The following is a 26,236-nucleotide window of genomic DNA, read 5'->3' as shown; positions in this document are numbered from 1 at the left end:
CTGGAATGAAGGCTTATTCACCGGAGCGTTCCCTGCAAAGCCGGTCCTGCAGGTCACCCGGATCTTTCGAAAACCACCCGCGGGAATGGAAAAGGAACGCCTCCAGGACCGCCTGCTGCTCGCCACCAGACGCTCCCCAAAGGCTGACGAACTCCAGAGCGTCGATATGTCTCTGCCAGCTCCGTTGGGAATTCACGACAAGGCCTCCTGCACCTCAACATGCTTGGTTGATGGAGCGAGCACGTCGTTTCGATTGAAGGCGAAGGCTCTCAGGAGCTGCGATCCCAACCGCGCCTGCTGGGCCAGGTCGTCGAAGATCAACGCCGCCTCCTCGACCTCCCCGATCTCTGTTGCCGGTCCGAACTGGTCGAGTTCCTTCAGAAGTTCCATAAGGGTCGACACTTTGTCGCGTTGTCGCATGGCGGACAGAAAGAGCTCCTGGACGACTGCAGCGCGCTGTTTCGGCACGAGGCTGACCAGGACCTGGCCCACAACCGTGGAGCATCCGCAATCGAGCGCCGGATTTTTCGCGAAAGCCTTGATCTGGCGAACCGCTGCAAGAATATGATTATCGGCGAGACTGCCGTTTCGCGATTGCTTCCCTGTCATCTGCTCGCTCCTTCTGTGTTCCTTTGTCTTGCGATCCATTCCGCACCGGCGCGCCCGTGGTGAAATCCGTTCGACAACGGGACGTCGGGATAGAGGCTTCGTATTCTTGAGCCCGTCTCCGCCGGCTCGAGGTGACCGTCGAGCATCTTGCGATAGAGCGCGGACACGGCAACCATGTCGCAATCCTGCGGCGAGAGGCGCAGTGAGCTGACGCCCAGTGCGTCCCACTCCTCCGGCCCTTCCAGAAGCGCCTGGCAGGAGTGAGAGACCGTCTGTACGCCGTTCAATGCGAGAAACGGCTGGTTTGAAAGCGTGCCTACGGAAAGGCCATCGGGATCTTCCTGGCAAACGAACTGACAATTGTCCTTGGTCTTTCCCTTGGATCGGGCATGCGCGCAGCGCGCCGAGATGGCGAGTGGTAAGCGGCCGAACGCGAAGAGCTCGAAATCGCCTCCGGGGCAGGATCGCGTGATCTCGGCGACCGACGCTGCCGGCAGCTCCGGGGGCAGGCAGATGCTGGCCGCGCCGTTTCGTGCGAGAAGCTTGGCCGAAGGTCCATTATAGACATTGACGAAGGGTCCGACGGTGTGACGCCGGCCCTTCAGCATCTGAAGGGCGGAAAGATCGTTGGCTTCGACCAGGTGACCTTCATCGGCTGCAACCGATCTCTGATATTTCGATTCACGATCGAGGGTTACAAGGGCGAGCGTGGAGAGACGGACTTCCTTTCCAGCCGCCTCCAGGCGTTCAACGACAGCCACGAACTCGGGTTCCATGAAATGCAACCGCTTGGAACAGACGGTCTCGCCAAGCACCACGACGTCGACAGGCGACTGGTCGGCGATTGCGAAATAGAAGTCGCGCCAGCGCTCTGTCGGCCAAAGATAGAGGAGCGGCCCCAAGGTAAGCTTCAAGGGAGATTTCATCGACTACCTCCAGCGCTTCTCATAGGCGCCCTTTGTCGTCTGTTGTCCCTCGCTGAGTTTGCGAAGGCGTGACATGAGGACCGGGCGGTCCGCGGGCGCCGCCTTCAGCGTGGCGCGAAGCGTGGAAACGACCTCCGAGATGTAGGCCTTGCCGCGTTGACGGCCTTCGACCTTCAATGCCTTGACGCCGGCCGCCCGAAGTTCGTCGAGCTGGTCCATGACGTCCAGCGACACCGGATCCTCGAAAGCGTAGGTCGCGCTTTGTCCGACCGCGAAGCGACCCTTGCACAGCGTCGGATAGCCAGCGGGTTCTTCTTCGGAAAACCGGTTTATGGTGAAGCCACCCAGTTCAGACACCAGGTCGCCGCCGGCCTGCCGGTAGCGTACGTGGCTGGCTGGCGAGCATACGCCGTTCATATTTGGCGACTTGCCGGTCGCGTAGGACGACAGCGAGCAGCGCCCCTCTGCCATGACGCACAATCCGCCAAAGACGAAAACCTCCAATTCGCAGTCTACGCTTCGTGCAATGCGGGCGATGTCCTGGATGGTGAGCGTTCGCGGCAGCACGATGCGGGCAGCACCGAAACATTCGACCAGATATGACAGGGCCTCGGGATTGGAGGCAGACGCCTGAACGGAGATGTGGAGGCGCTGTGCCGGGTGATGTTCCGCGACATGCGCCATCAATCCGAAATCTGCAACGATGAGGGCGTCGGCGCCCGCTTCCGACGCTTCCCTTGCCCTGCGGTACCAGAGATCTTCCTTGCCTGCGGTCATGAAAGTGTTGAGAGCGACAAACGTCTTCACCTTTCGCGCGCGTGCGTAGCCGATTGCATCACGAAGCTCGGCGAGATCAAAATTCAAACCCGGGAAGTTGCGCGCGTTTGTCTCATCGCGAAAGCCGCAGTAGACGGCATCAGCCCCTGCATCGACGGCCTCGCGAAACGATGCAGGGGTTCCTGCAGGGCAGATCAGCTCCATTGGACACCATGCGCCTTCAGTGCTTGCCGACGGACCGAACCAAGGGCTCCGGTGATGGAACGGGTCAGCGGGCCCGACAATCTCCCGACGGCGTCAACGAGGTCTATTTCATTGTCATCAAGGGCGTTTCGAAGTGCCAGCACCGCCTCCATGTCACCGGTGACAGTGAGCTTTCTGGCGAAGAATATGGCGTCGCCATCAATCCTGCCCTCGGCAAGGGCCAGCATCAGGACCAGCGGTCCGCAGATGGTGGTGTCAGCGGCCATGTGGGTACCGCGACGAAAGGCTTGGACAGTGCGATCTTTTGGGCAAATCAGGAATGAAAACGGGAAGTCCGACGGCACGAATGCAAAGCGGGACTGGCTGTACTCACCGAGCCGGTCGAAGAGCTTCGGATGAATTGAAAGAACCTCCTTGAGCAGGAAGTCGGCGATGCGCCCGACGATCGGCAATGGAATGATGCGGGCGGTCGCCATCAGGCGAGATGGGGCGAGCATTACGGCCTCTCAGATTGAACGAGCCATCCTAGTTTTTCTTGGCGAGGCTCTGTTTGATCTGAGACAAAGACAAAGACGGTTTCCTCGTCGATGTCAGCGTCATGCGTAACGAAGAGCCAAAAGCCAAACGCCATGGCGACCTGCAGTCCTTCCTTCGCGACCTGCAGCAGCGACGACTGCTGCTTGTCGTGGAGGAGCCCGTGTCGCTCGTGCATGAACTGACCGCCCTGCACCAGAAAGTGCTTTCCGAGGGCGGCCCCGCCCTTTTCATCAAAAACCCGGTAAACGCCGACGGACGGTGCTCCCCGATACCGGTCGTTGCAAATCTGTTCGGTACAAGGCAGCGGATCGAGCTCGGCTTTGGCGTCGGCGAAGCGGGGTTGACGGGCCTCGCCAATGACCTGGCCGAGCTTCAGCGGCCGACACCACCCGTGTCGCTCGCCGATGCATGGAGCAAGCTGCCAATGCTCAAGGCGGTGGGCAGCATGCGACCTCGCTTGCGCAGGGCGGCTGCCTCGCAGGAGGTCGTCTACAAGGGACCGAAGATCGACCTCGGGCAGCTTCCGGTACAATGGTGCTGGCCAGGCGAGCCGGCGCCTCTCGTGACCTGGCCGCTGGTGATCACCTGCAATCCCGACGACCCCAGGGACGTGAACGTGGGCATATACCGGATGCAGGTCCGCGACCGCTCGTCGCTGATCGTTCGGTGGCTGGCTCATCGTGGTGGCGCGAAGCATTTTCGGATGTGGCAGCGTAAGGGTCTCGATATGCCGATCGCCGTTGTGATCGGGGCCGATCCGGCGACGCTTCTCGCCGGCGTCATTCCACTTCCCGAAGGCATGAGCGAACTGAACTTCGCCGGCCTTCTGCGCGGATCGAGAACCGAAGTCTCGAGCGCGCTCACCGTCCCGCTTGCGGTCCCTTCAAATGCCGAAATAGTCCTCGAAGGCTACGTTTCCGCGGAGGAAACGGCGCCAGAGGGACCCTATGGAGATCATACCGGCTACTACAACTCCGTGGAGCCGTTTCCAGTCGTCAGGTTGAGTGCGATAACCACGCGGCGCTCGCCGGTGTATCTCTCGACGTATACCGGGCGCCCGCCAGACGAACCATCACGGCTGGGCGAGGCGATGACCGAGCTTTTCATCCCGATCGTGAAGCGCCAGTTTCCGGAGATCAGGGATCTGTGGCTTCCGCCGGAAGCTTGCTCTTACCGGGCAGTCGTCGTTTCGATCGACAAGCGCTATCCGGGTCAGGCACGCCGCATCATGATGGGGCTGTGGTCGATGCTCCCGCAGTTCAACTATACGAAGCTCATCATCGTCGTCGATCCGGATATCAGCGTCAGGAAGTGGGAGGAGATCATGTGGGCGGTCGCAACCCGGTTCGATGCCTCGCGGGACCTGGTGGTGCTGGAAAACACGCCAATCGACTATCTCGACTTCGCGTCTCCGAAGTCCGGGCTCGGCGCCAAGTTGGGCTTGGACGCCACCAACAAGATCGGTGCTGAGACCGAAAGGGAATGGGGTCGAGTGCTGGAGATGCCCGAAAACCTTGAGGAAAAGGCCGCGCAAACATGGGAAAGGCTGCGACGTGATGCGGGTATCTGAACACAAGGATGTCGTGCTTGCAGTGACAGGAGCGTCAGGCGCTGCGCTGGGAGTCGCCGCGCTCGATTTGCTGGTCTCGCTGAATGTGAGGGTGCATCTCGTTGTTTCCGACAGTGGCTGCCGGACACTCGCTCACGAAGTTGGGGCTGAAGCCCACGGGCGCATGCTGCTCAAGGCACATAGGACCTACGACAACAACGACATTGGATCGGCTATCGCGAGTGGTTCGTTTCCGGTCACCGGCATGATTGTTGCACCTTGCTCCATGAAGACGCTGGCAGCGATCTCCACGGGGTTGTCTCAAAACCTGATTTCTCGGGCCGCGGATGTTCAACTGAAGGAAAGGCGCAGGCTGGTCCTGCTCACCCGCGAGACGCCGTTGCATCTCGGACACCTTCGTAACATGGTCACCGCCACGGAGATGGGAGCGGTTGTCATGCCGCCCGTGCCGGCATTCTACAATCGGCCCGAGTCCATCCAGGACGTGGTAGACCACCTCGCTCGTCGGGCTGTCGATCTGCTCGGACTTCCTGTGCCGCATCAATCGCGCGCCTGGCTTGGCGAGGCGTTGTTCGATCAACCGAATATTGCAACAGGGTCGGCGCCGAAAAGCAGGGCATGACCGCCGCCAAACAAAAGCCAGCCAACAAGGATACCGGTCAGGAGAATGGAGGCGACCAATGGCACGTCGAAGGCGGGTCGCCTTCCAGCCAGATACGCCCGGAAAGGCAGGATCGAGGTCGGCGCAGCCAGGCTCTTCCACCGTGATCCAAGCCGCCGCTTTGCCCGCTTCTCGATCATCGGTATGGCGCCGATGGCAAAGAGGGCGAAACCGCCGAACAACAGAATGGACCGCAGATCGCCATTGGCGATGATGTGTCCCGCTGCCCAGATCGCGAATCCGAGGAGTACCGGATGGCGGGTGATACCAACCACGGCGCCAGGTCTTTCCGATGATCGGACGGTGATCGAAAGGGGATTGGGACTAATAAGTCCTGCAATCACCAGGAAGCCGCCCAGGGGAGCCAGGACAAACGTGATCGCCGCATGCCAGGGTTGCAGGTCCCACAAAGGCACGTAGTCAAGTTTCAGCGCAGCGGCAAACAGCCATGCCAGCGCCAGCAGCGAGGCTGCTGAATAGGCGACAAAGTACGTCCGCCTGCCAATCCGACTGATGATGCCTGCGCGAACCGCTGGTGCAGCGGGGATCGAATGAAGCGCCAGAAACACCACAAACGCGGCTAGAAATTCGGTCACGCTCGCCTCCTTTTTCTTGTCGATGGCACGATCTGCACGAACGGGCGTTGAGGAATGTCAAATCAGCCTTGCGAAGTCCTCATCTTTGCGCCAGCGCAAAGAGTGGGGCAATTGCGCTGATAAAGGTGAGCCGTTCAGTCACCTTTTACGGATCACACACAATGCTTCGAGCTACCTGCCTTTGCCTCGCGCCTGTTCTTCTCGCCGCCATGCCTTTTGCTGTGCGCGCCGCGGAATATCCGATCGGAGCGCCGCAGCTTGCGGGTGGGATGGAAGTGGCAGCCGTCTATCTTCAGCCGATCGAAATGGATCCTCCGGGAATGATGCTTGCAACGGCCGAATCCGACGTTCATCTGGAAGCGGACATACACGCCACGGCCGAGAACGCGAATGGCTTTGCCGAGGGCGACTGGGTGCCGGGTCTTCATGTCGAATACAGGGTGAAGAACCTGGACAACGGTGCCGAACAGGGGGGTGCCCTTGAGGCGATGGTCGCAAGCGACGGGCCGCACTACGGCGACAACGTCAAGCTCTCAGGGCCAGGCCGCTATGCGCTTGAACTCACCGTGCACCCTGGCGGTCACGGCATGATGTCGTTCGGCCGGCATGTCGACAAGGAGACCGGAGTAGCCGCGTGGCCTGAAGCATTTACCCTGAAATATGAATTCGTGTTTGCCGGCGTCGGAAAGAAGGGCGGCTACTGATGTGGCTGCGAACGCTCGTTTCGGGGCTCGCGGTCTGCCTCGCGGTTTCGCCCGCCGTTGCGCAGGGCGACGATCCGGTCATCCAGATTCACTTCAGCAATGGAATGATCTCGCCATCCGTCATCGAGGTGCCAGCCAACACGCGTTTCAAGCTTGAGCTTCACAACGACGGCTCGACGCCGGTCGAATTCGAAAGCATTCCGCTGCGCAAGGAAAAAGTGCTCGCTCCGGGCGCCTCAAGCTTTCTGGTGTTTCGCTCGTTGGATGTCGGAACCTATGCCTTCTTCGACGACTTTCACCTCGACATGCCACCGGCGAGCATGGTCGCCAAATGAGCGCGAATCTTTATCTGCAGTCCTTCGAGATCGCATCCGTGGTCTGGCGGGAAACATTTGAAGCCTTGCTCGTCGTCGGAATCCTTTTGACCTGGTCGTTGCGGGAGGGGCCGTCCGCTCAAAGAACAGCCGTCGGATGGATTGCCGCGGGCGTTGCCTCCGGCATCCTGTTCGCCGCCGCCCTGGCGCTGATCATGAGCCGGGCCTCCGCACTGCTCGATGGGGATGCCGAGGAAATACTCCAAATGATCATGGCGTCGCTGGCGTCAGTCCTCATGCTGAGAATGGTGTTCTGGATGCGCCGGATGGAACAGGGCAATAGCGGGGGACTGCGCAATGAGGCGCTCGGGCATGTACGGGCTGGCAACTGGCTGGGTCTCGCTTGTCTGGCGGCGCTTGCCGTAGCCCGGGAAGGAGCCGAAACAGTCATTTTTCTCTATGGAATGCTCTCTGCGTCCGAAGGGTGGCAGACCGGCATTGTCGTCGTGTCGGGAGCGGTGGGTCTGGTGCTGGCCGTCGGAACGTTCTGGGCGTTTAGGACCGGTGCGGCGATGGCATCCAAGAAGGTGTTGTCGCGGATCAGTCAGGCGCTCCTCATCATCCTCGGCAGTGGCCTGGCAATGACCGTCATCGACAAGTCGATTTCCCTTGGCATCATGACGCCCTTGACCGCACCGCTATGGGACTTGAGCTGGCTTCTCGACGATGGCAGGGGGGCCGGGGCCTTCCTCGCCGGGCTCGCAGGCTATCGGGCCCGTCCAGAACTTCTTCCTCTTCTGGGCATCGGCGCCTACTGGCTCACCGCCTCTCTGGCTTACATGCCGCCGCTTAGAGAGAAGGCTCCTGCATGACCTCCATCCAGATTGGCGCGCAGGCGCTTCTTGGCGGCTTCGGCAATCTTCTCCTGCGGCGGCAGGTGTTCATCCGACGCCTTCAATGGGGGATCGTGGCAGGCTATGCGGCGCTTCTGGTCGTGCCCGTCGTCCTGCCTCTTCCTGCGAGTACCGACTTCATATGGACGAACCTGACGCGCTTCGCTCAATTTGTGTTCTGGGGCCTCTGGTGGCCGTTTGTGATCCTCGCAACGGCGCTCGTCGGCAGGTTCTGGTGCGGGATACTCTGCCCGGAAGGCGCGCTTTCGGAGTTTGCCAGTGAACGGGGGGCGGGGAGGGCGATTCCTGGCTGGATGAAGTGGTCGGGTTGGCCGGTCCTGTCGTTCATTTCCACCACAGTGTACGGTCAGCTTACGAGCATTTATCAGTATCCCAAGCCGGCCGCACTTCTGCTCGGCGGCTCGACATTCGCAGCAATCGCCGTAGGCGCTCGATATGGCAAGGCCAAGAGAGTGTGGTGCCGGTTCCTGTGTCCTGTCAGCGGCGTATTCGGCATCGTGTCGAAGATAGCGCCCCTCCATTTCAGGGTGGATCCGGCGAGCTGGCCCGCGCCACGCGGCCGACCCGATGCCGTGAACTGTGCGCCCCTGGTCCCCATCAAGACCATGCAGGGAGCTGCCGCCTGTCACATGTGCGGCCGTTGTTCCGGACACAGGGGCGCGATCCGGCTGGCGTGGCGAAAGCCGGCGATCGACATCGTGCGAGGATCCGGCCGGATGGCGACCGGATGGGAGACTGCGATGTTGCTCCCGGTCATGCTTGGTCTCGTCCCGGCCGCGCTCACCTGGTCGGGCAGCGACTGGTTTCTGGCCATACGCCAGTGGCTGGTGGAAGCCTGCCTCGACGCACAGCTGATGTGGCCGCTTTCGTTACGGCTGCCATGGTGGCTGTTGACCAACTATCCTGCAGCCAGCGATATCATGACGATCGTCGACGCCGTGTCCCTGCTTGCGCTTCTCGCATTGTCAGCTGCCCTGGCGACCCTCGCTTTTGGGTTCCCTCTGGCAGCGAGCGCCTGGATCCTTCGCAATCGCGTCCGCCCGATGCATCACCTCGCACAATCCCTTATTCCCCTTGCGTCCGCTTCCTTGTTCACGGGCCTTCTGTCGCTCACGATATCGCAGCTGCGGATGGACGGGATCATGTTGCCCATCGCCGACGATCTGAGAAGCGCGCTGGTTCTGGCGGCCGCCGTCTGGTCTGTCGCACTTTGCCACCAGATCACTGGCCTGTACGACCGGCGTTTCGGCCGGCGGCTCCTGGCGACGTGCCTCTTGGCGCTTCCGACGTTGACCTTTGCAGTCGGCTGGGCGGCGTTCAGCTAGCAACGCTCCAGGGTTGCTGGCCTGTTGACAAGGACACCTCTTGTCGGAAGAGGGCATCATTCAGCCGCCGGCGAGGCAATAAAATCAGATGGGGTGACCATCGATTGCGGCCGATCATAGCCCTCCATCGCAAAACAGTATCGAAATGGAAAACCGCTGGAGCGGAAGGATTTCTGAGTGCCCCGGAAGGATTGGAAAAATCGCCGGCCGCACACAAGGCATCAGCCTGTTTCAGGAACGCTGCAGACGACCGAAGACCAGCCGGCAAAGCTTGTCCGTATCAACCTTGCCGGTGCGCGCATCAAGGTCGGGCTTGTGTTCGGCTCCGGCTGCACGGGGAGCTCTGCGCTTCTTGATCTCTACGACGAACGGCTTCTGCTGTGGTCTCATGGTTCTTTTCATTTCTTTTCCGTTGAACCCGCTTGAGCGAGCAATTGATTCAGTGCCTGCATGAAGCCTAGCGAAGCAGGCAAGAGCGCACTTTGACCTCCATCAAAGTTATCGGGAAACGGAAGGCGAAAATCGACGCATGCGCCCCTGGCCAAGACATCCCGCATGCCGCAGCGCTTCAAAGGTGTAAGGGGGAGCTACCTGGAGCTGGCGGGTTCAAGGAGGTCAGCGAGCGTATGTCTGGCCAGATGACCTTTATAGGCGAGGGCAGCTCCTTGCTCTATCGTCCGCCATCCTTGGAGAGTGTCCAGCGCATCCGACCTGGCTTCGCAGGAAACGAGCGCTGCAGCAACCTCCGCAAGGCAGATCGTCTCTGGCGACCGCGCAAGGAAAAGACCTCCTCTCTTGCCGCGCCGGCTCGCCAAGAAACCGCGACGAACCAGAAGGTTCGCTGCCTTCGCAAGGTGTGGGTGTGATGCCCCGAAAGCCTCGGCGGTCTCGGCGATCGTAACCCGGAAGGGATGGCGCCCAGCGGCCAAAAGAAGCAACCGTATGCCGTTGTCCAACATCACGGCCATGGCGGTCTACTCGCGTTCGCCGTCGGCCAGTTTCAGAAGGCGCTGCGGATCGGTGACGGTGAGTTTCTGCCGCCCGCCCTCGACGATACCCTTTGATTCCCACGCGCTGAGGATGCGTGAGACCGTGTGAAGGGTCGTTCCGGTCATCTCCGCTATATCCTGCCGTGATATCGGGAAGTCGATCCGGATGCCAACACCGTCGGCCTTTCCCGCCTGCTTGGACAGGCGGAGCACGGCGTGCGCGACGCGCTTTTCAACTTCCTCCGTCGACATCTCGCGAATTCTGACGTGGGCCTCTTCAAGTCGCTGGCCGATGGTCTGCATCGCAGTCATCGCCAGGCGTGGGTTCTGTTCGACGAAGCGTCCCCACATGTCCGTCGGCCATCCGAGGATCAAGCTTTCGGCCGCGGCACGGGCCGTGCCTGGGTAGTCGGTCCTGCGAAACGCCATGGCGAAGCCGAACAAGTCGCCGGGGTGTACCATCCGGACAATGATCTGCTGGCCGTCCTGCGTCACCTGCGTCACCTTGAGCCGCCCATGCAGCAGCAGGAAGAACGACTTCGCCTGTGCCCCTTGCTCGAAAACGGTATCTCCTTGGGCGATGCGACGCGGCACAGCATGCTCGAGCATCGAGTCGAGATCGGTGTCCGTCATCCGCTCGAAGAGCGGCAGGGACTTCACTACTGCGCGATCAACCTTCATTTTCGTTCTGCTCCGTGTGGGCGCTGATATGGGGGCCAAGAGCGTCCGTTGCGGCCCTGCGGGCGAACGCCACCACGCTCTGGAAAAACGTGGGACGGCGGACGAGCCGGAAACCGAGATTGTCGGGCGGCGCTCCGACTGCGCAGCCCCCGCCCTTGGGATTTCGAACGAAGCTGCTCATCGGCGACCTGTGCTTACCAGACGCTATTATAATGCCGCAGCCGGCTGGATCCAGTATCTCCGTCTCTGCTGCCTTGTCTAGATCGACCCGCCTGTTGCACGTGGAGGTCCATTCCCAGATATTGCCCGCGAAGTCGACAAGGCCGGTCGTGCTGATGCCGAACGAACCTCTCGGCTGCGGCTTGGGGTTGGTCGACGCCGCGCGGCGGGCCTCGCGCTCGTAATCGGCAAGCCAACGTGTCGCCGGGTTCGTGTCGTCGGCGTCGATGCCAAGCGCATCGTCAGGAAAGCGGTCGGCTGCGGCGTATGCAAGTTCAAAGTCGCTCGGCAGGCGCCAGTTCTCGCCCGTCTGCTGCGATAACCATGCCGCGTACTGCACTGCATCGTCGTAGCTCACCCCTGTGACCGGCAGGTCAGGCCCGGCCTGGCCTTCATATTCGGCCGGTGCACACGCGCCGTCCAGCACGCAGCGCTGATATTCTGCGCGGCTCGTCTGAAACTTCATTACGTCGAGCGGGAGACGGACCTTCGCGTCGTGCTTTGGCGCGTCGACGGCAAGGCCCTTGCGAAAGTATTCGGTCGCCTCGCGATACTCGAAAGAATGAGGCTGTATGGTGACCACTTCCGGAGCGGTAACTCCACCGTCGTGTGGACCGGACGAAGCAAAACCCGCCTTCACGGCAACCGCTCCGGAGAGCGCGGCCAGAAGAGCGAGTGGAATAGCGATCGAAATGCCTGAAACCGATCCAGTCTCAGCGTGCCTGTTCATGGTCTTTTCGCGAGTAGCGCCTCCTTATAAAGAACGGTGCGCGGACCACCCCCGTCCGCGCACCTCCCCCGCCAATGGTCAACTTGCTTGCGGGCTCTTGACCGACGTCATGAGATCGTCGTTCCAGTCCCCCGTGACCTTGAAGTGGGCCGCCGCACCAAGCTCGAACGCCTCGATCAGGTTGTGGTTCACGTAGGCGTAGATGCCAGGCTGAGCGAAGGTGTAAATCGCAGCGCCTGCGGTACCGCCCGGAATGAACCAGGTCTCCTGGTCGATGTCGGGCACGTTGGCGAACTTGCCGGTTGCCCAGACGTATTCGCCATGGCCACCGATGAGATGCGGACGCGTGTCACGGTTGGCCTGCGAATGAATGATCAGGACCGTTTCGCCGACCTTGGCGGTCATCGCGTTGTCGCCAGTCAGTGCACCGACCGCGCCGTTGAAGACGATATGGGTCGGCGTAAGGGTCTTCATCACCGCAACGGTGTCCTCGTAGGCCTCGCCGGGGCTTTCGTATTTCTTGAATTTTCCGGTCTCGTCCCGAGGGATGTAGAAGTCCTGTTCGCCAACATAATAGACCTTGTCATAGACGAGCGGCTTTCCGTGACCGTCTGTCAGGCCTTCACGCGGCAGCACCATGATTGCCCCGTTCATCCCCGACGTCACGTGCCAAGGCACCATTCCGGGAGGAGCGCAGTGGTAGACGAAGACGCCTGCCTTCGTGGCTTTGAAGCGCAGGACGGTGCTTTCACCGGGGTTCACGACGGTCAGAGCGCCACCCCCAAGGCCGCCGGTCGCGGCGTGGAAGTCGATGTTATGCTGCATCGTGTTGGTTTCGGGATTGACGAGCGTCAGCTCGACATAGTCATCCTGGTGGACAACCATCAGCGGGCCGGGGACCGAGCCGTTGAACGTCATGGCGTTCACTTCGGTGCCGTCCTTGTCCAGCACCATCTTCTTTTCTTCGATGGTAAGCGTGAATTCCTTGATCTTTGGGCCACCCTTGGCCTTCTGATCATGGGCGTGCACAAATGGCGGCTTTACGAGTTCGACCTTTTCACGAGCCAGCTTCGACAGGTCGACCTTCTTGGCACCCTTGAGTTCCGCGGGGGCGGCATGATCGTCGGCGTGGGCAGCGGTGCTCGCGACGATGATGGGTGTAAGCGCCCCTGCGACAGCGGCGCCGGTCAGCATGGTGCGCCGGGTCATTTGCATTGTGTTTGTCATTTCCCAACTCCTGTGGTCGAAGAGCGAGCGAACCCCGCCCTGTCGAGAAGGAGAGTAGAGAAAAGGCAGTCGAACTCTTTGACTTGGCGCAAATTTGCTATTTGTGGCAGCGCAAAGTTGTACTGTCCCTATTTGCGTAATATCAACGACCTGCGCTCCAAAACTTGGCATTGCTTGGCCGTCAATTTGGAGACTACGATCATGCAGAAGATCATGGACGCCGAGACGCGCGTCCCCCGCGGCATGTCGCGGACCGGCCTCGTCCTCTTCTCGTATGGCTTCCGGCCATTCTTTCTAGCATCCGCGGTTTGGGGCATTCTCAGCATGGGCCTCTGGACCGCTTACCTGACGCTTGGTGTTCCGGTCGCTGAAGACTATGGGACATTATATTGGCACGCCCACGAGATGCTGTTCGGCTTCGCGCCGGCAATCCTGGCGGGATTTCTGCTCACGGCAATACCGAACTGGACGGGCAGACTTCCGATAGCCGGGCGACCGCTGGCCTTCCTGTTCTCGATCTGGTGCGCTGGCCGCCTCGCGATGTTGGCAAGCGGTCTTACAGGAGTTGTGGCAGCCGCTTTTGTCGACGCCCTCTTCTTGCCCGCAATGCTTGTCCTGTGCACGCGAGAGGTCGTCGCAGGCAAGAAATGGAAGGACCTAAAGGTTGTCGCCGGGCTTTTCATCCTGTCCGTCGCCAACATCTGCTTCCAGGTGAAGGCAATCAACGGGGTAAACCCCGAGCTGCCTATTCGTCTCGGGCTGAGCGCCTACGTGCTGTTGGTGACAATCGTCGGCGGCCGAATCCTTCCCAGTTTTACCCGCAACTGGCTGAACCAGTTCGGGCGAACCGACTTTCCCGTAGCGTACAATCGGTATGACGCGGCAACGATCATCGTTGGCGCAGTCGCGCTCGGATCCTGGGCGGTCTGGCCAGACGCGATCGCGACCGGTATCGTCGCGGCTGTCGCGACGGTGATGAATGTCATTCGCCTGTACCGTTGGCGCGGCTGGACCACTTGGGCGGAGCCGATCGTGTTCGTCCTACATGCCGCCTTTGCCTTCGTGCCATTGGGATTTGCCGCCGTCGCCCTTGGTGCCGCAGGCCTACCCCAGATCGCAGTGCTGCATGTCTTCGCCATCGGCGCCATTTCGCTGATGATGCTGGCCGTCATGACGCGTGCCACTCGCGGCCATACCGGGCGCAAGCTCAAATCGAGCAGGATGACGAACGCATCCTATGTCGTTCTTGCCCTCGTGGCTCTTCTGCGACCGCTTGCAGAAATCGCGCCATCGTTCACCACACAGATATTGATGACTTCGGCGATCGGATGGATGGCTGCGTTGGCAATGTTTGCATTCGAGCATGCCCCGATGCTCTGCACTGGCCGCAAGCCGTTGACCGTCAGGGGACAATGAGTGTCGGTCAGCGACCGCGCCGAGCGTTTCGGCGCGGTCGTCCGACAGCCGAAAGGGGAAGCGGCAAGACGCGCGATGACGGATCTGTGGCGCTGACGAGGTCGCGGCCGTCAGCAAGGGAACGCTCCAGAGGGTCGAGCGGGAACAAGCGACAGGGTGGGCAACCGTTTCGTACCCGATTACGAGCCCTGCGGTCCCTTTGCGACAAATCTTGTCTCTTCGCTCAAAACGCTGCCGTTTGAGCTCACGATTGCAATCCACATGCGGTTGCCGAAACGGACCGAGAGGCGCGTCCTGCCGGCGTCGTCACCAACACCGGCCTCGACTGTGCCACGGACAAGGCCCCGCTTCATGTAGCTTCGAAGCGTCTCTGCCGACAGTCCAAACCGGCCTGCCAGATAGGAAGCATCTACGGCCAGGTTATCAAGGTCGATGTTCACAGTTTGATGCCTTTCCAGCCTTTGCCGTCGTCAGGCTGGCTGCTCGAATGAAAACAGCGCGGCCATGTCTGGCGACCATGGAGGATCGTAGACGAGATCGACAACGACATCGATCACGCCGTCGACCTCGGCGGCACGGTTCTTTACCGCCTCGACGATGAAGCCCGATACCGGACAGAATCGCGTGGTCGTGGTCATCTTGATCCTTACGATGCCTGTGGGGTCGGTATCTATCTCGTAGATGAGACCCAGGTCCACGATGCTGGTTCCCACCTCCGGGTCCTTGATTCCCCGGAGCACGTCGAGGATCACATTCGGGGAGAGATCAGCCATCCGAACCTGCCGGCGTCGCTCTGATCATGATCCTGTAAACCTTTCCGCTCTCGTCGAAGTTCCCGATCCACTCATGGCCGCGGTCCTTCAGCTCGTTGAAGAGAAAAACCGGTTCACGGTTCAGCAGGGCGAAAAGGACTTCGCCGCTTTCCATCGTCTCGAGCCGCGCGAGGATACGCTCCATCGGTTCGGGAGGCGGAAGGTCGGTTAGATCGAGGTTCCAAACGGGATCAGGCCAGATGGCTTCCGTCGCCGGGGCCGCCGGCTCAGCTTCGACAGCTTGGTCGCCGGGGACGAAATCGATCTCCCAGTCATCGTCGGAAAGCTTTCGAGCGACGTGCGAGTAGCCCCGCTGCTCGAGCTGGCGGATCAGGGGAACCGGCTGGAATATCACATGGAGCCTAAGTCCCTCGCCCGGATCAAGGCTGGAGACGGTATCCATGATCAATTGGAACGGCATCCCGCCGTCCCGCAGGATCTGACGTACGTCGAGTTCACGAAGCTGAACCATTGGCGTTACCCCTTTGATTAACGGCGAAAAGAAGCGCCGGCTTTTTGAATGGTGCTGTCTTCATCGAAGCATCTATATTTGCGAGCGAGCGAGCAAGGACAAGCTCGATGATGAGAGCAGCGGTCGAGAAGGTCTGGAGGATGACGGCAACACGGAAAAGGCCGTCGAAAGCCATACCTATTGCAAACGACGCGACGACAACCGCGCCGTAGAAGAGCCAAAGCCAGATCGCGGCCCGGCCTCCCGATACGAGATCGGAGAGACGCGGCGTCTGCCGGCGTCCGAGGAGGGGGCCGAAGACCTCGATCCACGTCAGGAAGGGAACGATCTTGAGCAATTGGGCAAGACCCAGGCCCGTCAGCCAGCCGAAGACGAACAGGTAGACTGCGGCTGCGAGAAAATGGCTCCCCACATTGGATGCGAGGCCTGTCGCGAGCATCGACGTTGACAGTCCGAGTAGCGTGAAGGCCGGCAGTGATCCGGACATGTTCACCTCCAGGGGCCCGCGGCGGCGTCCTTTGTAGGCCGACATCAACTCCAGTACATATATGGCGATCGCTACGGCGAACACTATTGCTGCCGCTGCGAGCAACCATTGGGAAACGGTCGGCCACGTCAGTGAAATCGCAGTCGCCACCGCCAGCACGACCATACTCACGCCAGCCATGTTGGCGATAAGCTGCGCCCGCTTCATGTCGTCGGACAACAGGAACATCGGGAGCAATTTATAGCTTACGCCGATGGCCGCCAGCGTCATCCACCCCCCGAGGCCGAAGCTTGCGTGGAAGGGAACCCCCTGGAGCAGAAGCACGATGAAAACCGGTGCCTGGGAGACACCCGAAACGGTTACGGCAAAGAGCGAGCCGAGGGCGGCTGTTGCCGCGAGGCAACCGATTGCGATCAGGACGAGGGGCGATGCCGGATGGCTTTTGCGACCGCGCCACAGCACCAGCAGCAACGCAGTTCCCACCCAGGAAAGCGAAGGTGCCAGAGTGGCGACCGCAGCGAGCATCACCCCGCCCGCGCGTTCGGATCCACGGTCGATCAAATGGAAGCCCAGCAGCAGAAGAGCAAGCCCGGCGACGATGCCGCCGAGGCCAAGGACGTCGTAGCGTCCTTTGGGAAGGCTCAACCCCGTAAGAACCGGGGCGAACTGGAGCAGCGCGCCAATCATCAAGAGGGCAAGCCATCCAATCGTTACAGAGTGCACGACGATGAGGGCGCGAGGATCGCTGACGTCGACGGATGGCGCCCAGCTTCCTGTTGAAAGCAGAACCTCCGCAAACAGCAGAAAGAGGAGCGCTGCGCCGAAGTAGCACATGGTCCATCGCGACAGACTGGCGCCCATTGGCATCATCGTGCTTCTCCGGTGCTAGTGGCTGCCGCAGCAGCAGTCGCAGCCGGCGTCGAGACGGGTGATCTCCACACGCCAGACCTCTGGCCCCTGCTCGAGGTACTCCCAGGAAAACTTCCCAGGAAGTGCCGTTTCCAGCTGGTATTGAAGCGGCCGGGGTTCGTGATCACTGGTGATATGCAAAACCTTTCCAGGCGTCAGCGTATGCAGCGTGCCGAAGATTTGGGGATGACGCTCAAATGGCGGTAGGACACGCACGTCGATATGCGTGATTTCGCTTTGCGTGGAGGGCGCGTCAGTCATGTGATTGTTCCTTCAGCCGCTGGCATGACGATCGACGGGACCGCGGCGCATCCGTTGTCAGTTGGCAACGATAGGCTTGCGCGGATTGGGGCACTTTGACAGCGAACAAACATCGAGGAGGTTTGGCCCGTGCGAATTCGTTTTCATTGACATATGACAAGGAAATGCAGGCGGCGGGCAGACATAAGAGCGCGATGATCCTCAAGAAAGGAGATCGACATGTCGGAAGCTCTTGTCGCCAAGTACGGCGACGCCCGACTCCCGCGCTACACAAGCTATCCAACCGCACCGGCATTCGCTGCGACAGTGGGACCTGACGAATACGCGCAAGGACTTCAGGCCATATCCGCCTCGGACCCGGTCTCGATCTATCTGCACGTACCCTTTTGCCGCTCGATGTGCTGGTACTGTGGTTGCCACACGACCATCACCCGGCAGGACGCACCGATCCTGGAATATCTCGACGTCATGAGCCAGGAGATCGAACTGGTGTCGTTTGCGGCCCGAAACAATGTGCCGGTCAAGAACGTCCACTTCGGAGGCGGAACGCCCACGATCATGAAGCCCCACGAGTTCGCGGCGCTCATGATGAAGCTCAGGAGCGCCTTTCAGTTCGAGCACGACGCCAGCGTGGCCGTCGAAATCGACCCGCGCACACTCGCGCCAGAAATGATCGCGGCGATGGGAGAGAACGGCGTTGATCGTGCCAGCCTCGGTGTGCAGAGTTTCGATCCCGTTGTACAGAAGGCCATCAACCGCATCCAGACCTTTGGCCAGACCCAGGCAGCCGTCGCAGGGTTGCGCTCCTTCGGGGTGACGAGCATCAATTTCGACCTGATCTATGGCCTGCCGCATCAAACTGTCCAATCATGCGTGGATACGGTCAGACAGGCAGTCGAATTGAGCCCCGAGCGCTTCGCGGTTTTTGGATATGCTCATGTCCCGGCCTTCAAGAAGCATCAACGGCTTATAGATGAAGCCGCGTTGCCGGATGCCGCGCAGCGAAACGAGCAGGCCGAGGCGGTGGCGGAGGAACTTGTCAACTGTGGCTATGTCCGCATTGGCCTAGATCACTTTGCGCTGCCAGGTGACGAGCTCGCAGTCGCCTCCAGCGCCGGCACGCTCCACAGGAACTTCCAAGGTTACACCACGGATGACTGTGCCACCCTGATCGGCCTTGGCGCCTCCGCGATAGGAAGGCTGCCGTCCGGTTACTACCAAAATCACGTGGCGTTGGGCCGCTATGCTGAACGGGTCGCATCCGGTGTTTTGCCCACGGCGAAAGGCTATATGCTAACCGGGGAAGACAAGCTTCGTGCCAGGGTCATCGAGCGCCTGATGTGTGACTTCGAGGTGGATCTGCCGAAGCTGGCCGAGGAATCAGGATACGAGAGCGGTTTTCTGCTCGACAGGAACGACCGGTTGCAGGCGCTTGTCTCGGACGGCGTCGTCACGATCGAGGAGGGCCGGGTGGTGGTTTCAAGGAGCTCCCGCTTTATGGTCAGGGCGGTTGCTTCCGCGTTCGACGCCTATTTCGGGTCCTTGGGACGGTCTCACAGCAAGGCAGCCTAAGCTGGTCGCGCCCGCTTCTTCATGGGATGTTGACCTTTCGCCTTCTCTGCTGGCCGGGCCGGTTTCGGCCAGACGCAACCCGCCAGACCGTATCCGCCATTTCCGGCAATCTCTGGGGTCTCGCTCGTCGCCATTGGCAGGGTTGGCGACCAGGCTCCTCTTGCGGGCACCATCGCCGCACTGCCAATCTCAATCCTGTCGCGCAGCATCTCGCGGACGGAAGTTCGGTGAGCCAGTGTCGGTGAAACTTGCCGCCAGTAGGCGGCATCGTTCGTCAAACGATCGGCGTGACATGGGATGGTCCGCGAGATGGCAACATCGTTGTTTCGATGCTCCTGTCCGGCGCCCCTTTTGCGGGTGACCAGCCGCAGAACCAAAGGCGACTTGGCTTGCGCGATCGCCGCCGGAAATCTTCCCAGCCCCTCAGCCTCGACGTCGGGCCCCATCCAATGCCAGAAGAGCCGCTGGACCGCCCGCATAGACGCCCGCACATAAGCCCCTGGCAGTGATCGTAGCCCCGCTATGCCGTCAGGTTTCGATAGATCACAGGCAGAGCGCTCGGAAGCTTCGCAATATTTGAGACCAGCGAGAAGCCCGACCGCCCGAAGATCGCGGGAAGGTAATCGCCAGCATTGCGGTCGACGGTGACCGCAAACACGGCCTGGCCGCGATTGCGGGCCTCCATCACCGCCCGCCGGGAGTCCTCGAGCGCGAACCGGCCTTCGTAATGGTCCACGTCGTTCGGCTTTCCGTCGGTCAGAATCAGCAGCAGCTTCTTCCTTGCCCCCTGTAAGTCGAGTTGCTTAGACACGTGTCGGATCGCCGCGCCCATGCGGGTGTAATAGCCGGGCTTCAAGCTGGCGATGCGCCTGGCGGTCGTGGCGGAGAACTGCTCCTCGAAGCGCTTTACACTGTCCACCCGGATCCAGCTGTGTCGGCGAGACGTGAACGTGTCGATCGCGAAGCTGTCGCCGCAGGCGTCGAGGCCACGAGCCAGCACGTTAAGCGCCTGCATCTCCACGTCGAGCACCCGCCGATTGTCGAGCCACGAATCCGTGGATAGCGAGACGTCGACCAAAATGGATGTGGCCAGCTCATGGGCGGCAGGACGCGACGATTCGTAGATGCGGTCATCGGGATAACCGGTGGCCAGAAGATCGATGCGCGAGCGCACCACCGCTTCAAGATCGATTTCGTTTCCGTCCAACTGTGCTCGGCAGATCTCGCGTCGTGGCCGAAGGATCTCGAACTGCTTGCGGACCTTCCGGATCACGGATTGGTCGCCTGCAATCGGGGAAATCTCCGAGTCCTGAATTGTCCCGAGCACAACCCGGCAATGGTCTTCAGCGTACTGTTGTGTCCTGAAATTCCATTCCGGATAGAGCAGCTCGCCTTCTATTCGCGAAGGATCAACGGCTTCGGGGGAGAGGTCGAGATCGAAGTGGAACTTTGACTTCGGCCGCTCCTTGGTTCCGCTGAGCGTGATGTCGTCGAGCTCGTCGGCAGCCGAGGGTTCGTCGTCCTCCCTGTCGTCCGTCGGGCGGTCTACATTGACCATTTCCGCCATGGCGAGGATCTTCTCGAAGCGGTTGAGAATAAACGGGTCGCGCTTTCGGTCGGCGGCATCGTCCTTTCGCTTTGCCTCGTGAGAAACCCGCTTTCCATCGTCATCAGATGATGTGTCGTCGGATGGAAGGTCGTCTCGGTCGGTCGGTTGGCATTCCGCCCGCCCGGTGAAGTCGGGCCAGAGGGGAACGGCAAGCATCGGCAGGTATCCGGGAGGAGCCGCCGCAAGAGCGGGCCGGCACCCCGGCGGGAGGACATGCTCCAAGGGGAAGGAGAGGGCACTCTTCACGAAATCTTCAACAAGCATCTCTGCCTGAGGGAGTTTCCCGCGAACGCGGCAGGAAAGGACCGCATGGCTGAGGCGGGCATATCGCTCTGCCATTCCGGGGAATTCCCTGACCAACCGAGCGCAATTGCTGCGCCCCGCCTCGATCCGGGCGATGTCGCGAAGCATCCTGTCGCTCGAGGCCGGCCCCGGCATCTGTGCGACAGCGATATATCCTGCGAGCCAGAAGTAGAGGTCACGATTGAGCCTCTCGTCGTGGAAGAGGTCGATCGTGGCCGGTAGATGGATCGCGGAACCATCCCAGGATGGATGATCGCTTCTTTCCTCGCCGAGACCGACAACCTGGCGAAGCCGCAGACGATGAGACGAGGTTTTCTGGCGCGCTTTCTGGATCTGAAGCGTGCGCCCGCCACCAAAGGCGCGGAAGCAGACCGCGAGCTGCGCCTTGAGGTCGGCAAGATGGACAGCGTGCTCCGGATGGCGCTTCCAGGAGCTGGTATCGCCTACGAGGCGATGCCAGGTGCGTCCAACGGTTTCTTCCAGTTCCAGAAACTCAAGCATGTCGCACCTAGCCTATCGTCGCCTTGGCAACTTCAACGAGCGCCGCCTTCACATCGGCCTCGTCGGTCAGTGGTTCAATAATTGCGGCCCTGACGGCTTCGACCATGGGAATTCCGGCCTCGACAAGCGTCGCGCAATAAATCAGGAGCCGGGTCGAAACGCCTTCCTCGAGATCCTGTCCCTTCAACGAGCGGAGCCGTCGGGCGAGATCGACGAGAGACGCGACCCTGGCTTCAGGAAGCCCGCTCTCTCGCGAGACGGTGGCGATTTCCTTGTCCCGCGGCAGAAAGTCGAATTCGATCGAAACGAAACGCTGCCGCGTGCTGGGCTTCAGCGCCTTCATAAGGTTCTGGTAGCCGGGATTGTAGGAAACGACGACCATGAAGCCCGACTGTGCCTCGAGAAGCTCGCCTGTTCTTTCCAGAGGAAGGATCCGGCGATCGTCAGTGAGCGGATGGAGGACCACTGCCACGTCCTTGCGCGCCTCGACGATCTCATCGAGATAGCAGATGCCACCGTTGCGAACCGCCTTTGTGAGCGGGCCGTCGATCCATACGGTCTCGCCTCCCTTCAGGAGGTAGCGACCGGTCAGGTCTGCCGCGGTCAGGTCGTCGTGGCAGGATACCGTCGAAACGGGTAGCCCCAGGCGGGCTGCCATATGCTGTACGAACCTGGTCTTGCCACATCCTGTCGGGCCCTTCAGCAGGACCGGAAGTTGCCGGGTCCAGGCGCTTTCGAAAAGGGCGCATTCATTGCCTTGAGGCGCATAGTAGGGAATTTCGTCCTTTGGATGCAGCGGATGATTGAGGGCTATTGTCATGACTGATCTCCAGTGAGGGGGCCCGCCTTATTCGGCGGGCTGTACTGCTGCGTTGGGCATGCGTGCGCGTCCGGGGACAAGCACCGACCAGATGAACATCAGCGCGCTGATGAAGACGAAGACGCCGGAGCCGAGCCTGACCCAGTAGAAGAGGGCGAGCTGGTCCTGGACGTCCATGTAGGACTGACCGAGAACGCGCTGCAGATGAACCTGGATGACGCCCGCGAAGGTCAGCGCGAAAGTCATGACCGACATCGCCCCGCACATGATCCAGAAGCTGCTGATCGAGAGCCACTGGTTGTATGGCGCGCGTCCGCGGATCTGCGGAATGGCGTAGGCCATGGCGGCGAGATTCAGCATCACGTAAGCACCGAAGAAGGCGAGGTGACCGTGAGCGGCGGTGACCTGCGTGCCGTGGGTGTAGTAGTTCACCGACGACAGCGTATGCAGGAAGCCCCAGACGCCGGCCCCGAAGAAGGCCATTACAGAACATCCGATCGACCAGAGGAGGGCGGCCTTGTTCTCATGCTTGCGTCCAGCCCTCCAGGTCATGACGAAGGTGAAGACGACCATGGTGAAGAACGGTGCGACTTCGAGGGTGGAGAACAGCGAGCCGATCCACTGCCAGTATCCCGGTGCGCCGATCCAGTAGTAGTGATGGCCAGTGCCGAGGATCCCCGAAAAGAGGGCCAGGCCGATGATGACATAGAGCCACTTCTCGACGACTTCGCGGTCGATACCGTTCAACTTGATCATGAGGAAGGCCAGAACCGAGGCCATGATCAGTTCCCACACGCCTTCGACCCACAGGTGAACAACGTACCACCAGTACATTTTGTCCAGCGCAAGGTTTACGGGGTTGTAGAAGGCGAACAGGAAGAAGATTGCAACGCCCCATAGACCGAACAGAAGGATGTTGGTGATGGTGGTCTTGCGTCCCTTGAGAGCCGTCATCGTGACGTTGAACAGGAACATCAGGGCGACAATGACGATACCGACCTTGATGGCAAAGGGCTGCTCCAGGAATTCCCGGCCTTCGTGAATATGGAAGAGGTATCCGACGACCGCCACCGCGGCGGCCACGAGGAAGATCCAGAACTGCGCCTTTGCGAGTTTCGGACTGTAAAGCTCCGTCTCGCACTCCTCGGGAAGGAGGAAGTATGTGGTGCCCATGAAGCCCATGAGCAGCCATACGATCAGTGCGTTCGTATGTACCATTCGAACGATGTTGAAGGGCAGCATGACGGACAGAGTGTTGGGCAACACGTAGATTGTGCCCGCGATCACGCCGAACAGGAGCTGTGCCATGAAGAGGCCGAGCGCTCCGTAGAAGTAGAGCATCGCAACGCTCTGAGTCTTGTACTTCATCTTAAAAACCTCTCCCTGTCAGCCGGCTTGGTTCGGTGGCCAGTTTTGGGTGTTCGTCTTGCTGACCCATTCGAGGAAGTCGGCAAGGTCGTTGACCTCCTGGTCGGTCAAATTGAATTGCGGCATCTGCCTGCGCCCCTCGATGCCTGATGGCTGAGCGGCCATCCACGCATGAAGCGCCTCGCGGGCACTTGCCGGATCCTTGTCGCCGCCCCAGCGTATCCAGACGTTCGACAGTTCCGGCGCGAAGTAGGCGCCTTCACCGTCAAGCGTATGGCAGTTGATGCAGGAGTTCTTTTCCCAGATGTGTTTTCCGCGGGCGACGCCTTCGGTCAGGGTCGCCTCGTTGGTGGACACCGTTCGAATGTAATAGTGACTGTGGGCCGTAAGGCCCACGAATATAGCGAAGAAGAAAGCGGACCCGCCGTAGAACACGTTTCGGGCCGCGGTTTTGGTCAGGCGTTCAGCCATCGATCATCCTTTCATGTCAGTGGCGGTGCCGCCGTGACGTCGGAAATCGAGCCAGGGGCTCGTTATTGGTGGATGGCCGAATTCCGCCGGTGGGTCTTTGTCAATTCGCAAGTAAGCGAAGGATTACGCATTGTTGGTGAGGTCTGAGCTCGGTAGCGGGCGGCATAGAAACGCAGCCGGATGTCGACAGGCCAACGTTGCCGGGCTGGACACCGGGAAGACGTCGAAGCCCGCTCCGACGGGCCGCTCCGTCGATAGCAAAATAGCGTCACGTCATTGCGAGGGGCACCTGCGCCGGCACCGACCCGATTACCTGCCGCGCTCGACCGATTGCTTGGTCTCTGTGGACCAGAGCGATCTACAAGAACGTGCCCGAAGCGAGGGTCTTCAGCAATGCCATGGAGAGGATGGTCATCGCCCATGCAATCAAGGCTGGGTAAATCGGCGAGCCGCGACCGCGAAGTCCAAGGAAATCTGCCGCAACCAGCCTGACTTTTGCGATCGCAACAACGACCACAAGCGCCATAAACGCCGGTCTTGATGCGACGCCCAGATAGGTCGATCCGATGGCAATGCATCCGGTGAGCGCGAAGAGATAGGCAAGCGCCTTGGTCGGACGTGCGGAAGTCCGGTTTTCGATTTTCATAGAAGGTAGACCAGCGGAAACATTACGAGCCACACAATGTCGATGACGTGCCACAGGGTCGTCATCAGGTGGACGTTCTCACGTGAAGGGAAGCGAGCTATCAGGGCGAGCACGCAAGAGCCGAAGAGCACGTGCGCCAGGTGGAAGCCCGTTATCAGCACATAGAGCGTCGAGAACGCGTCGTTTGAAAGAAGGGACGCTCCCTCCTGACCGTACTCATGGACCTTCAGGGCAGTGAAGAGAAACCCTCCTGCCGCAGCTGCGAGCAACAATAGCCGCCGTCCCAACAATCTCGTTTGCCGGGCGGCCATTGCGGCAAACCAACCGCTTGCAAGCAGGACGACGGTGTTTGCTATGGGTATGGTGGTGTCCAGCCTTGCCCTGCCTGCGAGGAAGTCCTCCGGACTAATCCAGGAGGCTATCACAAACGCAGCCAGGAGAGCCCCGAACGCGGCCAGCTCGCTCCAGGCAAGAATCCAAACAAGCAGGTCGCCACTTCCAGGCTCCGCGAGATCGTCTGATGTCGTCGAGGTCATGCGCCCTCGATAGGCAATGGATCTGCTTTCTTCTTTGAGGAAACGCAAAAACCCTGGGGTCCTCGCATCAGCGGCCAATCCAGTCGGCAAGGTTTTGTTTACCAAGACATGAGACCTTGGTGCCGTCCTGGATGGTATCCGGGACGGCAATGGCTGGCATTTCGTATTGAGTAGCCAGCCCGTTCCCCCAATTCTTCTTTCTCCTTCCGTCGCTTCCGGGCCTGCTGTTGTCTCTTTGATCGATCTCAAAGACGTCTGTTCTCGACCGGCCTATGGTCCGGTTCAAAGGAGACCATGATGACCGACGCCCAGATCGGACTTTCCATAGCCACCCCTGTGATCGTCATTTTCGCAATCACGCTCTACCGCATGGGCGTCCTGCAGCGGACGGGCGTCGTGTCAGCCGTCCTTGCCGCCGTTGCGATCGCCGCAAGCCTCTTTCTGCAAAGGTAGATGGCGATCATGCAAATGCCGAACAAATTCGCCGAGCTCGAGGCGTGCTACGGGCAGCTTGTATCGTGGTGCGACCTTCTGGAAGCGATTGCCGATTTTCTTCCCTGCCACGTAGACGAGAGGCTGTGTGACACCGTGACGGGCGGCCTGATCCCGCTGCTCCAGGCAACCCATGGCCTGGAGGAACATGTTGTTTCTGCGTCACTGCACGCAATCATGCCGGACCATGATCGCGTGGAGGCCGAAAATAGAAGATCCACCGAACGCCTGTTCGACATGGATGCCGCGCAAGAAGTGGTCGACGTCCTGCTGGCTTTGAAGAACGGCGACTGCAGGCTGTCGTGGGATGCCATAGGATATCTCCTGCGATCGTTCTTCTGCTTGATGCGGCGACGCATCAAGGCCGAACGGGAAATCGTGGGGCAGATCCGGAAAGCACTTGCGCGACATGAGGGCATGACCGTTCTGGACGCACAGCTCGCGACTGAGATCGTCTAAGTGCGTCTGTTTGAATAGTAAGCTTCGGGGTGATTGTGATGTCGTCGCCGGCGACCCTTTAACGGCGGAGCCGGCGCCACCCTCGAACAGGGCGGCAATGGGGGCCGCCAATCTTCAAC

General features: G+C 60.4%; 32 protein-coding genes. 10 read left to right on the top strand and 22 right to left on the bottom strand.

Annotated elements, in window-relative coordinates:
- Window positions 1–13 precede the first annotated feature (13 nt).
- From AS026_RS00260 to ubiT, 5 genes are read right to left on the bottom strand one after another with little or no spacing between them, the layout of a single operon-like run.
- Window positions 14–196 (bottom strand): hypothetical protein, encoded by a 183-nt coding sequence (locus tag AS026_RS00260; protein WP_062368267.1) that lies wholly within the window; start codon window positions 194–196, stop codon window positions 14–16.
- Window positions 193–609, bottom strand: coding sequence for a hypothetical protein (locus tag AS026_RS00255; RefSeq protein WP_062368266.1), 417 nt, complete (start codon window positions 607–609; stop codon window positions 193–195). The genes AS026_RS00260 and AS026_RS00255 overlap by 4 nt, the downstream gene beginning before the upstream one ends.
- The gene (ubiV, locus tag AS026_RS00250) at window positions 606–1,535 is read right to left on the bottom strand and encodes a ubiquinone anaerobic biosynthesis protein UbiV (RefSeq protein ID WP_062368265.1); all 930 of its coding nucleotides are present in this window, start codon (window positions 1,533–1,535) and stop codon (window positions 606–608) included. Before ubiV ends, AS026_RS00255 begins: the two co-directional genes overlap by 4 nt.
- A gap of 3 nt (window positions 1,536–1,538) precedes the next feature.
- On the bottom strand, window positions 1,539–2,516 hold the full coding sequence (ubiU, locus tag AS026_RS00245) for a ubiquinone anaerobic biosynthesis protein UbiU (RefSeq protein ID WP_062368264.1): 978 nt from the start codon (window positions 2,514–2,516) through the stop codon (window positions 1,539–1,541).
- Window positions 2,507–3,013, bottom strand: coding sequence for a ubiquinone anaerobic biosynthesis accessory factor UbiT (ubiT, locus tag AS026_RS00240; RefSeq protein ID WP_062368263.1), 507 nt, complete (start codon window positions 3,011–3,013; stop codon window positions 2,507–2,509). The genes ubiU and ubiT overlap by 10 nt, the downstream gene beginning before the upstream one ends.
- Before the next feature lie 101 nt (window positions 3,014–3,114).
- On the opposite strand from ubiT, the gene AS026_RS00235 reads away from it, so the two are divergent.
- Entirely contained in the window at window positions 3,115–4,623 is a 1,509-nt protein-coding gene (locus tag AS026_RS00235) for a UbiD family decarboxylase (RefSeq protein ID WP_062368262.1), read from the top strand.
- Window positions 4,610–5,245, top strand: coding sequence for a UbiX family flavin prenyltransferase (locus AS026_RS00230; RefSeq protein WP_062368261.1), 636 nt, complete (start codon window positions 4,610–4,612; stop codon window positions 5,243–5,245). Before AS026_RS00235 ends, AS026_RS00230 begins: the two co-directional genes overlap by 14 nt.
- Here the strand turns inward: AS026_RS00230 and AS026_RS00225 are convergent.
- Window positions 5,200–5,880, bottom strand: a complete 681-nt coding sequence (locus tag AS026_RS00225) for an NnrU family protein (RefSeq protein WP_062368260.1) — start codon at window positions 5,878–5,880, stop codon at window positions 5,200–5,202. The genes AS026_RS00230 and AS026_RS00225 overlap by 46 nt on opposite strands.
- A 161-nt stretch (window positions 5,881–6,041) precedes the next feature.
- On the opposite strand from AS026_RS00225, the gene AS026_RS00220 reads away from it, so the two are divergent.
- The 4 genes from AS026_RS00220 to AS026_RS00205 are packed head-to-tail and all read left to right on the top strand — an operon-like array spanning window position 6,042 to window position 9,137.
- A complete protein-coding gene (locus tag AS026_RS00220; protein WP_062368259.1) occupies window positions 6,042–6,584 on the top strand; it encodes an iron transporter in 543 nt (180 codons plus the stop codon).
- A complete protein-coding gene (locus AS026_RS00215) occupies window positions 6,584–6,919 on the top strand; it encodes a cupredoxin domain-containing protein (RefSeq protein ID WP_062368258.1) in 336 nt (111 codons plus the stop codon). Before AS026_RS00220 ends, AS026_RS00215 begins: the two co-directional genes overlap by 1 nt.
- The gene (locus AS026_RS00210; RefSeq protein WP_062368257.1) at window positions 6,916–7,770 is read left to right on the top strand and encodes an FTR1 family iron permease; all 855 of its coding nucleotides are present in this window, start codon (window positions 6,916–6,918) and stop codon (window positions 7,768–7,770) included. Before AS026_RS00215 ends, AS026_RS00210 begins: the two co-directional genes overlap by 4 nt.
- On the top strand, window positions 7,767–9,137 hold the full coding sequence (locus AS026_RS00205; RefSeq protein ID WP_062368256.1) for a 4Fe-4S binding protein: 1,371 nt from the start codon (window positions 7,767–7,769) through the stop codon (window positions 9,135–9,137). The genes AS026_RS00210 and AS026_RS00205 overlap by 4 nt, the downstream gene beginning before the upstream one ends.
- Window positions 9,138–9,368: 231 nt before the next feature.
- Here the strand turns inward: AS026_RS00205 and AS026_RS41870 are convergent, their stop codons facing one another.
- The 5 genes from AS026_RS41870 to nirK all read right to left on the bottom strand — a co-directional run bounded on the left by AS026_RS41870 (window position 9,369) and on the right by nirK (window position 12,983).
- Entirely contained in the window at window positions 9,369–9,539 is a 171-nt protein-coding gene (locus AS026_RS41870) for a hypothetical protein (protein ID WP_156828727.1), read from the bottom strand.
- A 185-nt stretch (window positions 9,540–9,724) separates the two neighbouring features.
- Window positions 9,725–10,096, bottom strand: coding sequence for an RrF2 family transcriptional regulator (locus AS026_RS44340; RefSeq protein ID WP_425349739.1), 372 nt, complete (start codon window positions 10,094–10,096; stop codon window positions 9,725–9,727).
- Between the two features lie 15 nt (window positions 10,097–10,111).
- The gene (locus AS026_RS00190; protein WP_062368253.1) at window positions 10,112–10,807 is read right to left on the bottom strand and encodes a Crp/Fnr family transcriptional regulator; all 696 of its coding nucleotides are present in this window, start codon (window positions 10,805–10,807) and stop codon (window positions 10,112–10,114) included.
- A complete protein-coding gene (locus tag AS026_RS00185) occupies window positions 10,797–11,756 on the bottom strand; it encodes an SUMF1/EgtB/PvdO family nonheme iron enzyme (RefSeq protein WP_062368252.1) in 960 nt (319 codons plus the stop codon). The genes AS026_RS00190 and AS026_RS00185 overlap by 11 nt, the downstream gene beginning before the upstream one ends.
- A gap of 78 nt (window positions 11,757–11,834) precedes the next feature.
- Window positions 11,835–12,983: a copper-containing nitrite reductase gene (gene nirK, locus AS026_RS00180; protein ID WP_062368251.1), complete on the bottom strand. Its 1,149-nt coding sequence runs from the start codon at window positions 12,981–12,983 to the stop codon at window positions 11,835–11,837.
- A 201-nt stretch (window positions 12,984–13,184) separates the two neighbouring features.
- On the opposite strand from nirK, the gene AS026_RS00175 reads away from it, so the two are divergent.
- On the top strand, window positions 13,185–14,399 hold the full coding sequence (locus tag AS026_RS00175; protein ID WP_062368250.1) for an NnrS family protein: 1,215 nt from the start codon (window positions 13,185–13,187) through the stop codon (window positions 14,397–14,399).
- 179 nt (window positions 14,400–14,578) lie between these two features.
- On the opposite strand, the gene AS026_RS00170 is transcribed toward AS026_RS00175, so the two are convergent.
- The 5 genes from AS026_RS00170 to AS026_RS00150 are packed head-to-tail and all read right to left on the bottom strand — an operon-like array spanning window position 14,579 to window position 17,340.
- The gene (locus AS026_RS00170; RefSeq protein WP_062368249.1) at window positions 14,579–14,839 is read right to left on the bottom strand and encodes a DUF6522 family protein; all 261 of its coding nucleotides are present in this window, start codon (window positions 14,837–14,839) and stop codon (window positions 14,579–14,581) included.
- 30 nt (window positions 14,840–14,869) lie between these two features.
- Entirely contained in the window at window positions 14,870–15,172 is a 303-nt protein-coding gene (locus AS026_RS00165) for a metal-sulfur cluster assembly factor (RefSeq protein ID WP_062368248.1), read from the bottom strand.
- The gene (locus AS026_RS00160) at window positions 15,165–15,683 is read right to left on the bottom strand and encodes a DUF2249 domain-containing protein (protein WP_062368247.1); all 519 of its coding nucleotides are present in this window, start codon (window positions 15,681–15,683) and stop codon (window positions 15,165–15,167) included. The genes AS026_RS00165 and AS026_RS00160 overlap by 8 nt, the downstream gene beginning before the upstream one ends.
- Complete coding sequence (locus AS026_RS00155; RefSeq protein WP_062368246.1) at window positions 15,667–17,040, bottom strand: hypothetical protein; 1,374 nt, start codon at window positions 17,038–17,040, stop codon at window positions 15,667–15,669. The genes AS026_RS00160 and AS026_RS00155 overlap by 17 nt, the downstream gene beginning before the upstream one ends.
- Window positions 17,041–17,055: 15 nt before the next feature.
- Entirely contained in the window at window positions 17,056–17,340 is a 285-nt protein-coding gene (locus AS026_RS00150) for a DUF2249 domain-containing protein (RefSeq protein WP_062368245.1), read from the bottom strand.
- 219 nt (window positions 17,341–17,559) lie between these two features.
- Here AS026_RS00150 and hemN point away from each other — a divergent pair, with 219 nt between their 5' ends.
- Entirely contained in the window at window positions 17,560–18,912 is a 1,353-nt protein-coding gene (gene hemN / locus AS026_RS00145) for an oxygen-independent coproporphyrinogen III oxidase (RefSeq protein ID WP_062368244.1), read from the top strand.
- 520 nt (window positions 18,913–19,432) lie between these two features.
- Here hemN and AS026_RS00135 read toward each other — a convergent pair.
- From AS026_RS00135 to AS026_RS00110, 6 genes are all read right to left on the bottom strand, one after another.
- Complete coding sequence (locus tag AS026_RS00135) at window positions 19,433–21,325, bottom strand: nitric oxide reductase activation protein NorD (RefSeq protein WP_062368242.1); 1,893 nt, start codon at window positions 21,323–21,325, stop codon at window positions 19,433–19,435.
- Window positions 21,326–21,332: 7 nt separating this feature from the next.
- Window positions 21,333–22,145, bottom strand: coding sequence for a CbbQ/NirQ/NorQ/GpvN family protein (locus AS026_RS00130; RefSeq protein WP_062368241.1), 813 nt, complete (start codon window positions 22,143–22,145; stop codon window positions 21,333–21,335).
- Window positions 22,146–22,172: 27 nt separating this feature from the next.
- The gene (locus AS026_RS00125; protein WP_018856217.1) at window positions 22,173–23,513 is read right to left on the bottom strand and encodes a cbb3-type cytochrome c oxidase subunit I; all 1,341 of its coding nucleotides are present in this window, start codon (window positions 23,511–23,513) and stop codon (window positions 22,173–22,175) included.
- Between the two features lie 18 nt (window positions 23,514–23,531).
- Window positions 23,532–23,984: a c-type cytochrome gene (locus tag AS026_RS00120; protein WP_018856218.1), complete on the bottom strand. Its 453-nt coding sequence runs from the start codon at window positions 23,982–23,984 to the stop codon at window positions 23,532–23,534.
- Between the two features lie 358 nt (window positions 23,985–24,342).
- Entirely contained in the window at window positions 24,343–24,630 is a 288-nt protein-coding gene (locus tag AS026_RS00115; protein WP_062368240.1) for a hypothetical protein, read from the bottom strand.
- Window positions 24,627–25,166: a cytochrome c oxidase subunit 3 gene (locus AS026_RS00110; protein ID WP_062368239.1), complete on the bottom strand. Its 540-nt coding sequence runs from the start codon at window positions 25,164–25,166 to the stop codon at window positions 24,627–24,629. The genes AS026_RS00115 and AS026_RS00110 overlap by 4 nt, the downstream gene beginning before the upstream one ends.
- A 297-nt stretch (window positions 25,167–25,463) precedes the next feature.
- Here AS026_RS00110 and AS026_RS42190 point away from each other — a divergent pair, with 297 nt between their 5' ends.
- A complete protein-coding gene (locus tag AS026_RS42190) occupies window positions 25,464–25,619 on the top strand; it encodes a hypothetical protein (RefSeq protein WP_018856222.1) in 156 nt (51 codons plus the stop codon).
- 15 nt (window positions 25,620–25,634) lie between these two features.
- A complete protein-coding gene (locus tag AS026_RS00100; RefSeq protein WP_425349734.1) occupies window positions 25,635–26,117 on the top strand; it encodes a hypothetical protein in 483 nt (160 codons plus the stop codon).
- Window positions 26,118–26,236 lie beyond the last annotated feature (119 nt).

It is taken from the genome of Rhizobium altiplani (assembly GCF_001542405.1).
GTDB lineage: Bacteria > Pseudomonadota > Alphaproteobacteria > Rhizobiales > Rhizobiaceae > Rhizobium > Rhizobium altiplani.
Note: the sequence above shows the minus strand (reverse complement) of the source record. Positions and strands in the feature narration are given on the sequence as shown.

Coding starts and splice junctions, on each gene's coding strand:
- AS026_RS00255 (WP_062368266.1), bottom strand. CDS start 609: ATGACAGGGAAGCAATCGCGAAACGGCAGTCTCGCCGATAATCATATT.
- ubiV (WP_062368265.1), bottom strand. CDS start 1,535: ATGAAATCTCCCTTGAAGCTTACCTTGGGGCCGCTCCTCTATCTTTGG.
- ubiU (WP_062368264.1), bottom strand. CDS start 2,516: ATGGAGCTGATCTGCCCTGCAGGAACCCCTGCATCGTTTCGCGAGGCC.
- ubiT (WP_062368263.1), bottom strand. CDS start 3,013: ATGCTCGCCCCATCTCGCCTGATGGCGACCGCCCGCATCATTCCATTG.
- AS026_RS00235 (WP_062368262.1), top strand. CDS start 3,115: ATGCGTAACGAAGAGCCAAAAGCCAAACGCCATGGCGACCTGCAGTCC.
- AS026_RS00230 (WP_062368261.1), top strand. CDS start 4,610: ATGCGGGTATCTGAACACAAGGATGTCGTGCTTGCAGTGACAGGAGCG.
- AS026_RS00220 (WP_062368259.1), top strand. CDS start 6,042: ATGCTTCGAGCTACCTGCCTTTGCCTCGCGCCTGTTCTTCTCGCCGCC.
- AS026_RS00215 (WP_062368258.1), top strand. CDS start 6,584: ATGTGGCTGCGAACGCTCGTTTCGGGGCTCGCGGTCTGCCTCGCGGTT.
- AS026_RS00210 (WP_062368257.1), top strand. CDS start 6,916: ATGAGCGCGAATCTTTATCTGCAGTCCTTCGAGATCGCATCCGTGGTC.
- AS026_RS00205 (WP_062368256.1), top strand. CDS start 7,767: ATGACCTCCATCCAGATTGGCGCGCAGGCGCTTCTTGGCGGCTTCGGC.
- AS026_RS41870 (WP_156828727.1), bottom strand. CDS start 9,539: ATGAAAAGAACCATGAGACCACAGCAGAAGCCGTTCGTCGTAGAGATC.
- AS026_RS44340 (WP_425349739.1), bottom strand. CDS start 10,096: ATGTTGGACAACGGCATACGGTTGCTTCTTTTGGCCGCTGGGCGCCAT.
- AS026_RS00190 (WP_062368253.1), bottom strand. CDS start 10,807: ATGAAGGTTGATCGCGCAGTAGTGAAGTCCCTGCCGCTCTTCGAGCGG.
- AS026_RS00185 (WP_062368252.1), bottom strand. CDS start 11,756: ATGAACAGGCACGCTGAGACTGGATCGGTTTCAGGCATTTCGATCGCT.
- nirK (WP_062368251.1), bottom strand. CDS start 12,983: ATGACAAACACAATGCAAATGACCCGGCGCACCATGCTGACCGGCGCC.
- AS026_RS00175 (WP_062368250.1), top strand. CDS start 13,185: ATGCAGAAGATCATGGACGCCGAGACGCGCGTCCCCCGCGGCATGTCG.
- AS026_RS00165 (WP_062368248.1), bottom strand. CDS start 15,172: ATGGCTGATCTCTCCCCGAATGTGATCCTCGACGTGCTCCGGGGAATC.
- AS026_RS00160 (WP_062368247.1), bottom strand. CDS start 15,683: ATGGTTCAGCTTCGTGAACTCGACGTACGTCAGATCCTGCGGGACGGC.
- AS026_RS00155 (WP_062368246.1), bottom strand. CDS start 17,040: ATGATGCCAATGGGCGCCAGTCTGTCGCGATGGACCATGTGCTACTTC.
- AS026_RS00150 (WP_062368245.1), bottom strand. CDS start 17,340: ATGACTGACGCGCCCTCCACGCAAAGCGAAATCACGCATATCGACGTG.
- hemN (WP_062368244.1), top strand. CDS start 17,560: ATGTCGGAAGCTCTTGTCGCCAAGTACGGCGACGCCCGACTCCCGCGC.
- AS026_RS00135 (WP_062368242.1), bottom strand. CDS start 21,325: ATGCTTGAGTTTCTGGAACTGGAAGAAACCGTTGGACGCACCTGGCAT.
- AS026_RS00130 (WP_062368241.1), bottom strand. CDS start 22,145: ATGACAATAGCCCTCAATCATCCGCTGCATCCAAAGGACGAAATTCCC.
- AS026_RS00125 (WP_018856217.1), bottom strand. CDS start 23,513: ATGAAGTACAAGACTCAGAGCGTTGCGATGCTCTACTTCTACGGAGCG.
- AS026_RS00120 (WP_018856218.1), bottom strand. CDS start 23,984: ATGGCTGAACGCCTGACCAAAACCGCGGCCCGAAACGTGTTCTACGGC.
- AS026_RS00115 (WP_062368240.1), bottom strand. CDS start 24,630: ATGAAAATCGAAAACCGGACTTCCGCACGTCCGACCAAGGCGCTTGCC.
- AS026_RS00110 (WP_062368239.1), bottom strand. CDS start 25,166: ATGACCTCGACGACATCAGACGATCTCGCGGAGCCTGGAAGTGGCGAC.
- AS026_RS42190 (WP_018856222.1), top strand. CDS start 25,464: ATGACCGACGCCCAGATCGGACTTTCCATAGCCACCCCTGTGATCGTC.
- AS026_RS00100 (WP_425349734.1), top strand. CDS start 25,635: ATGCCGAACAAATTCGCCGAGCTCGAGGCGTGCTACGGGCAGCTTGTA.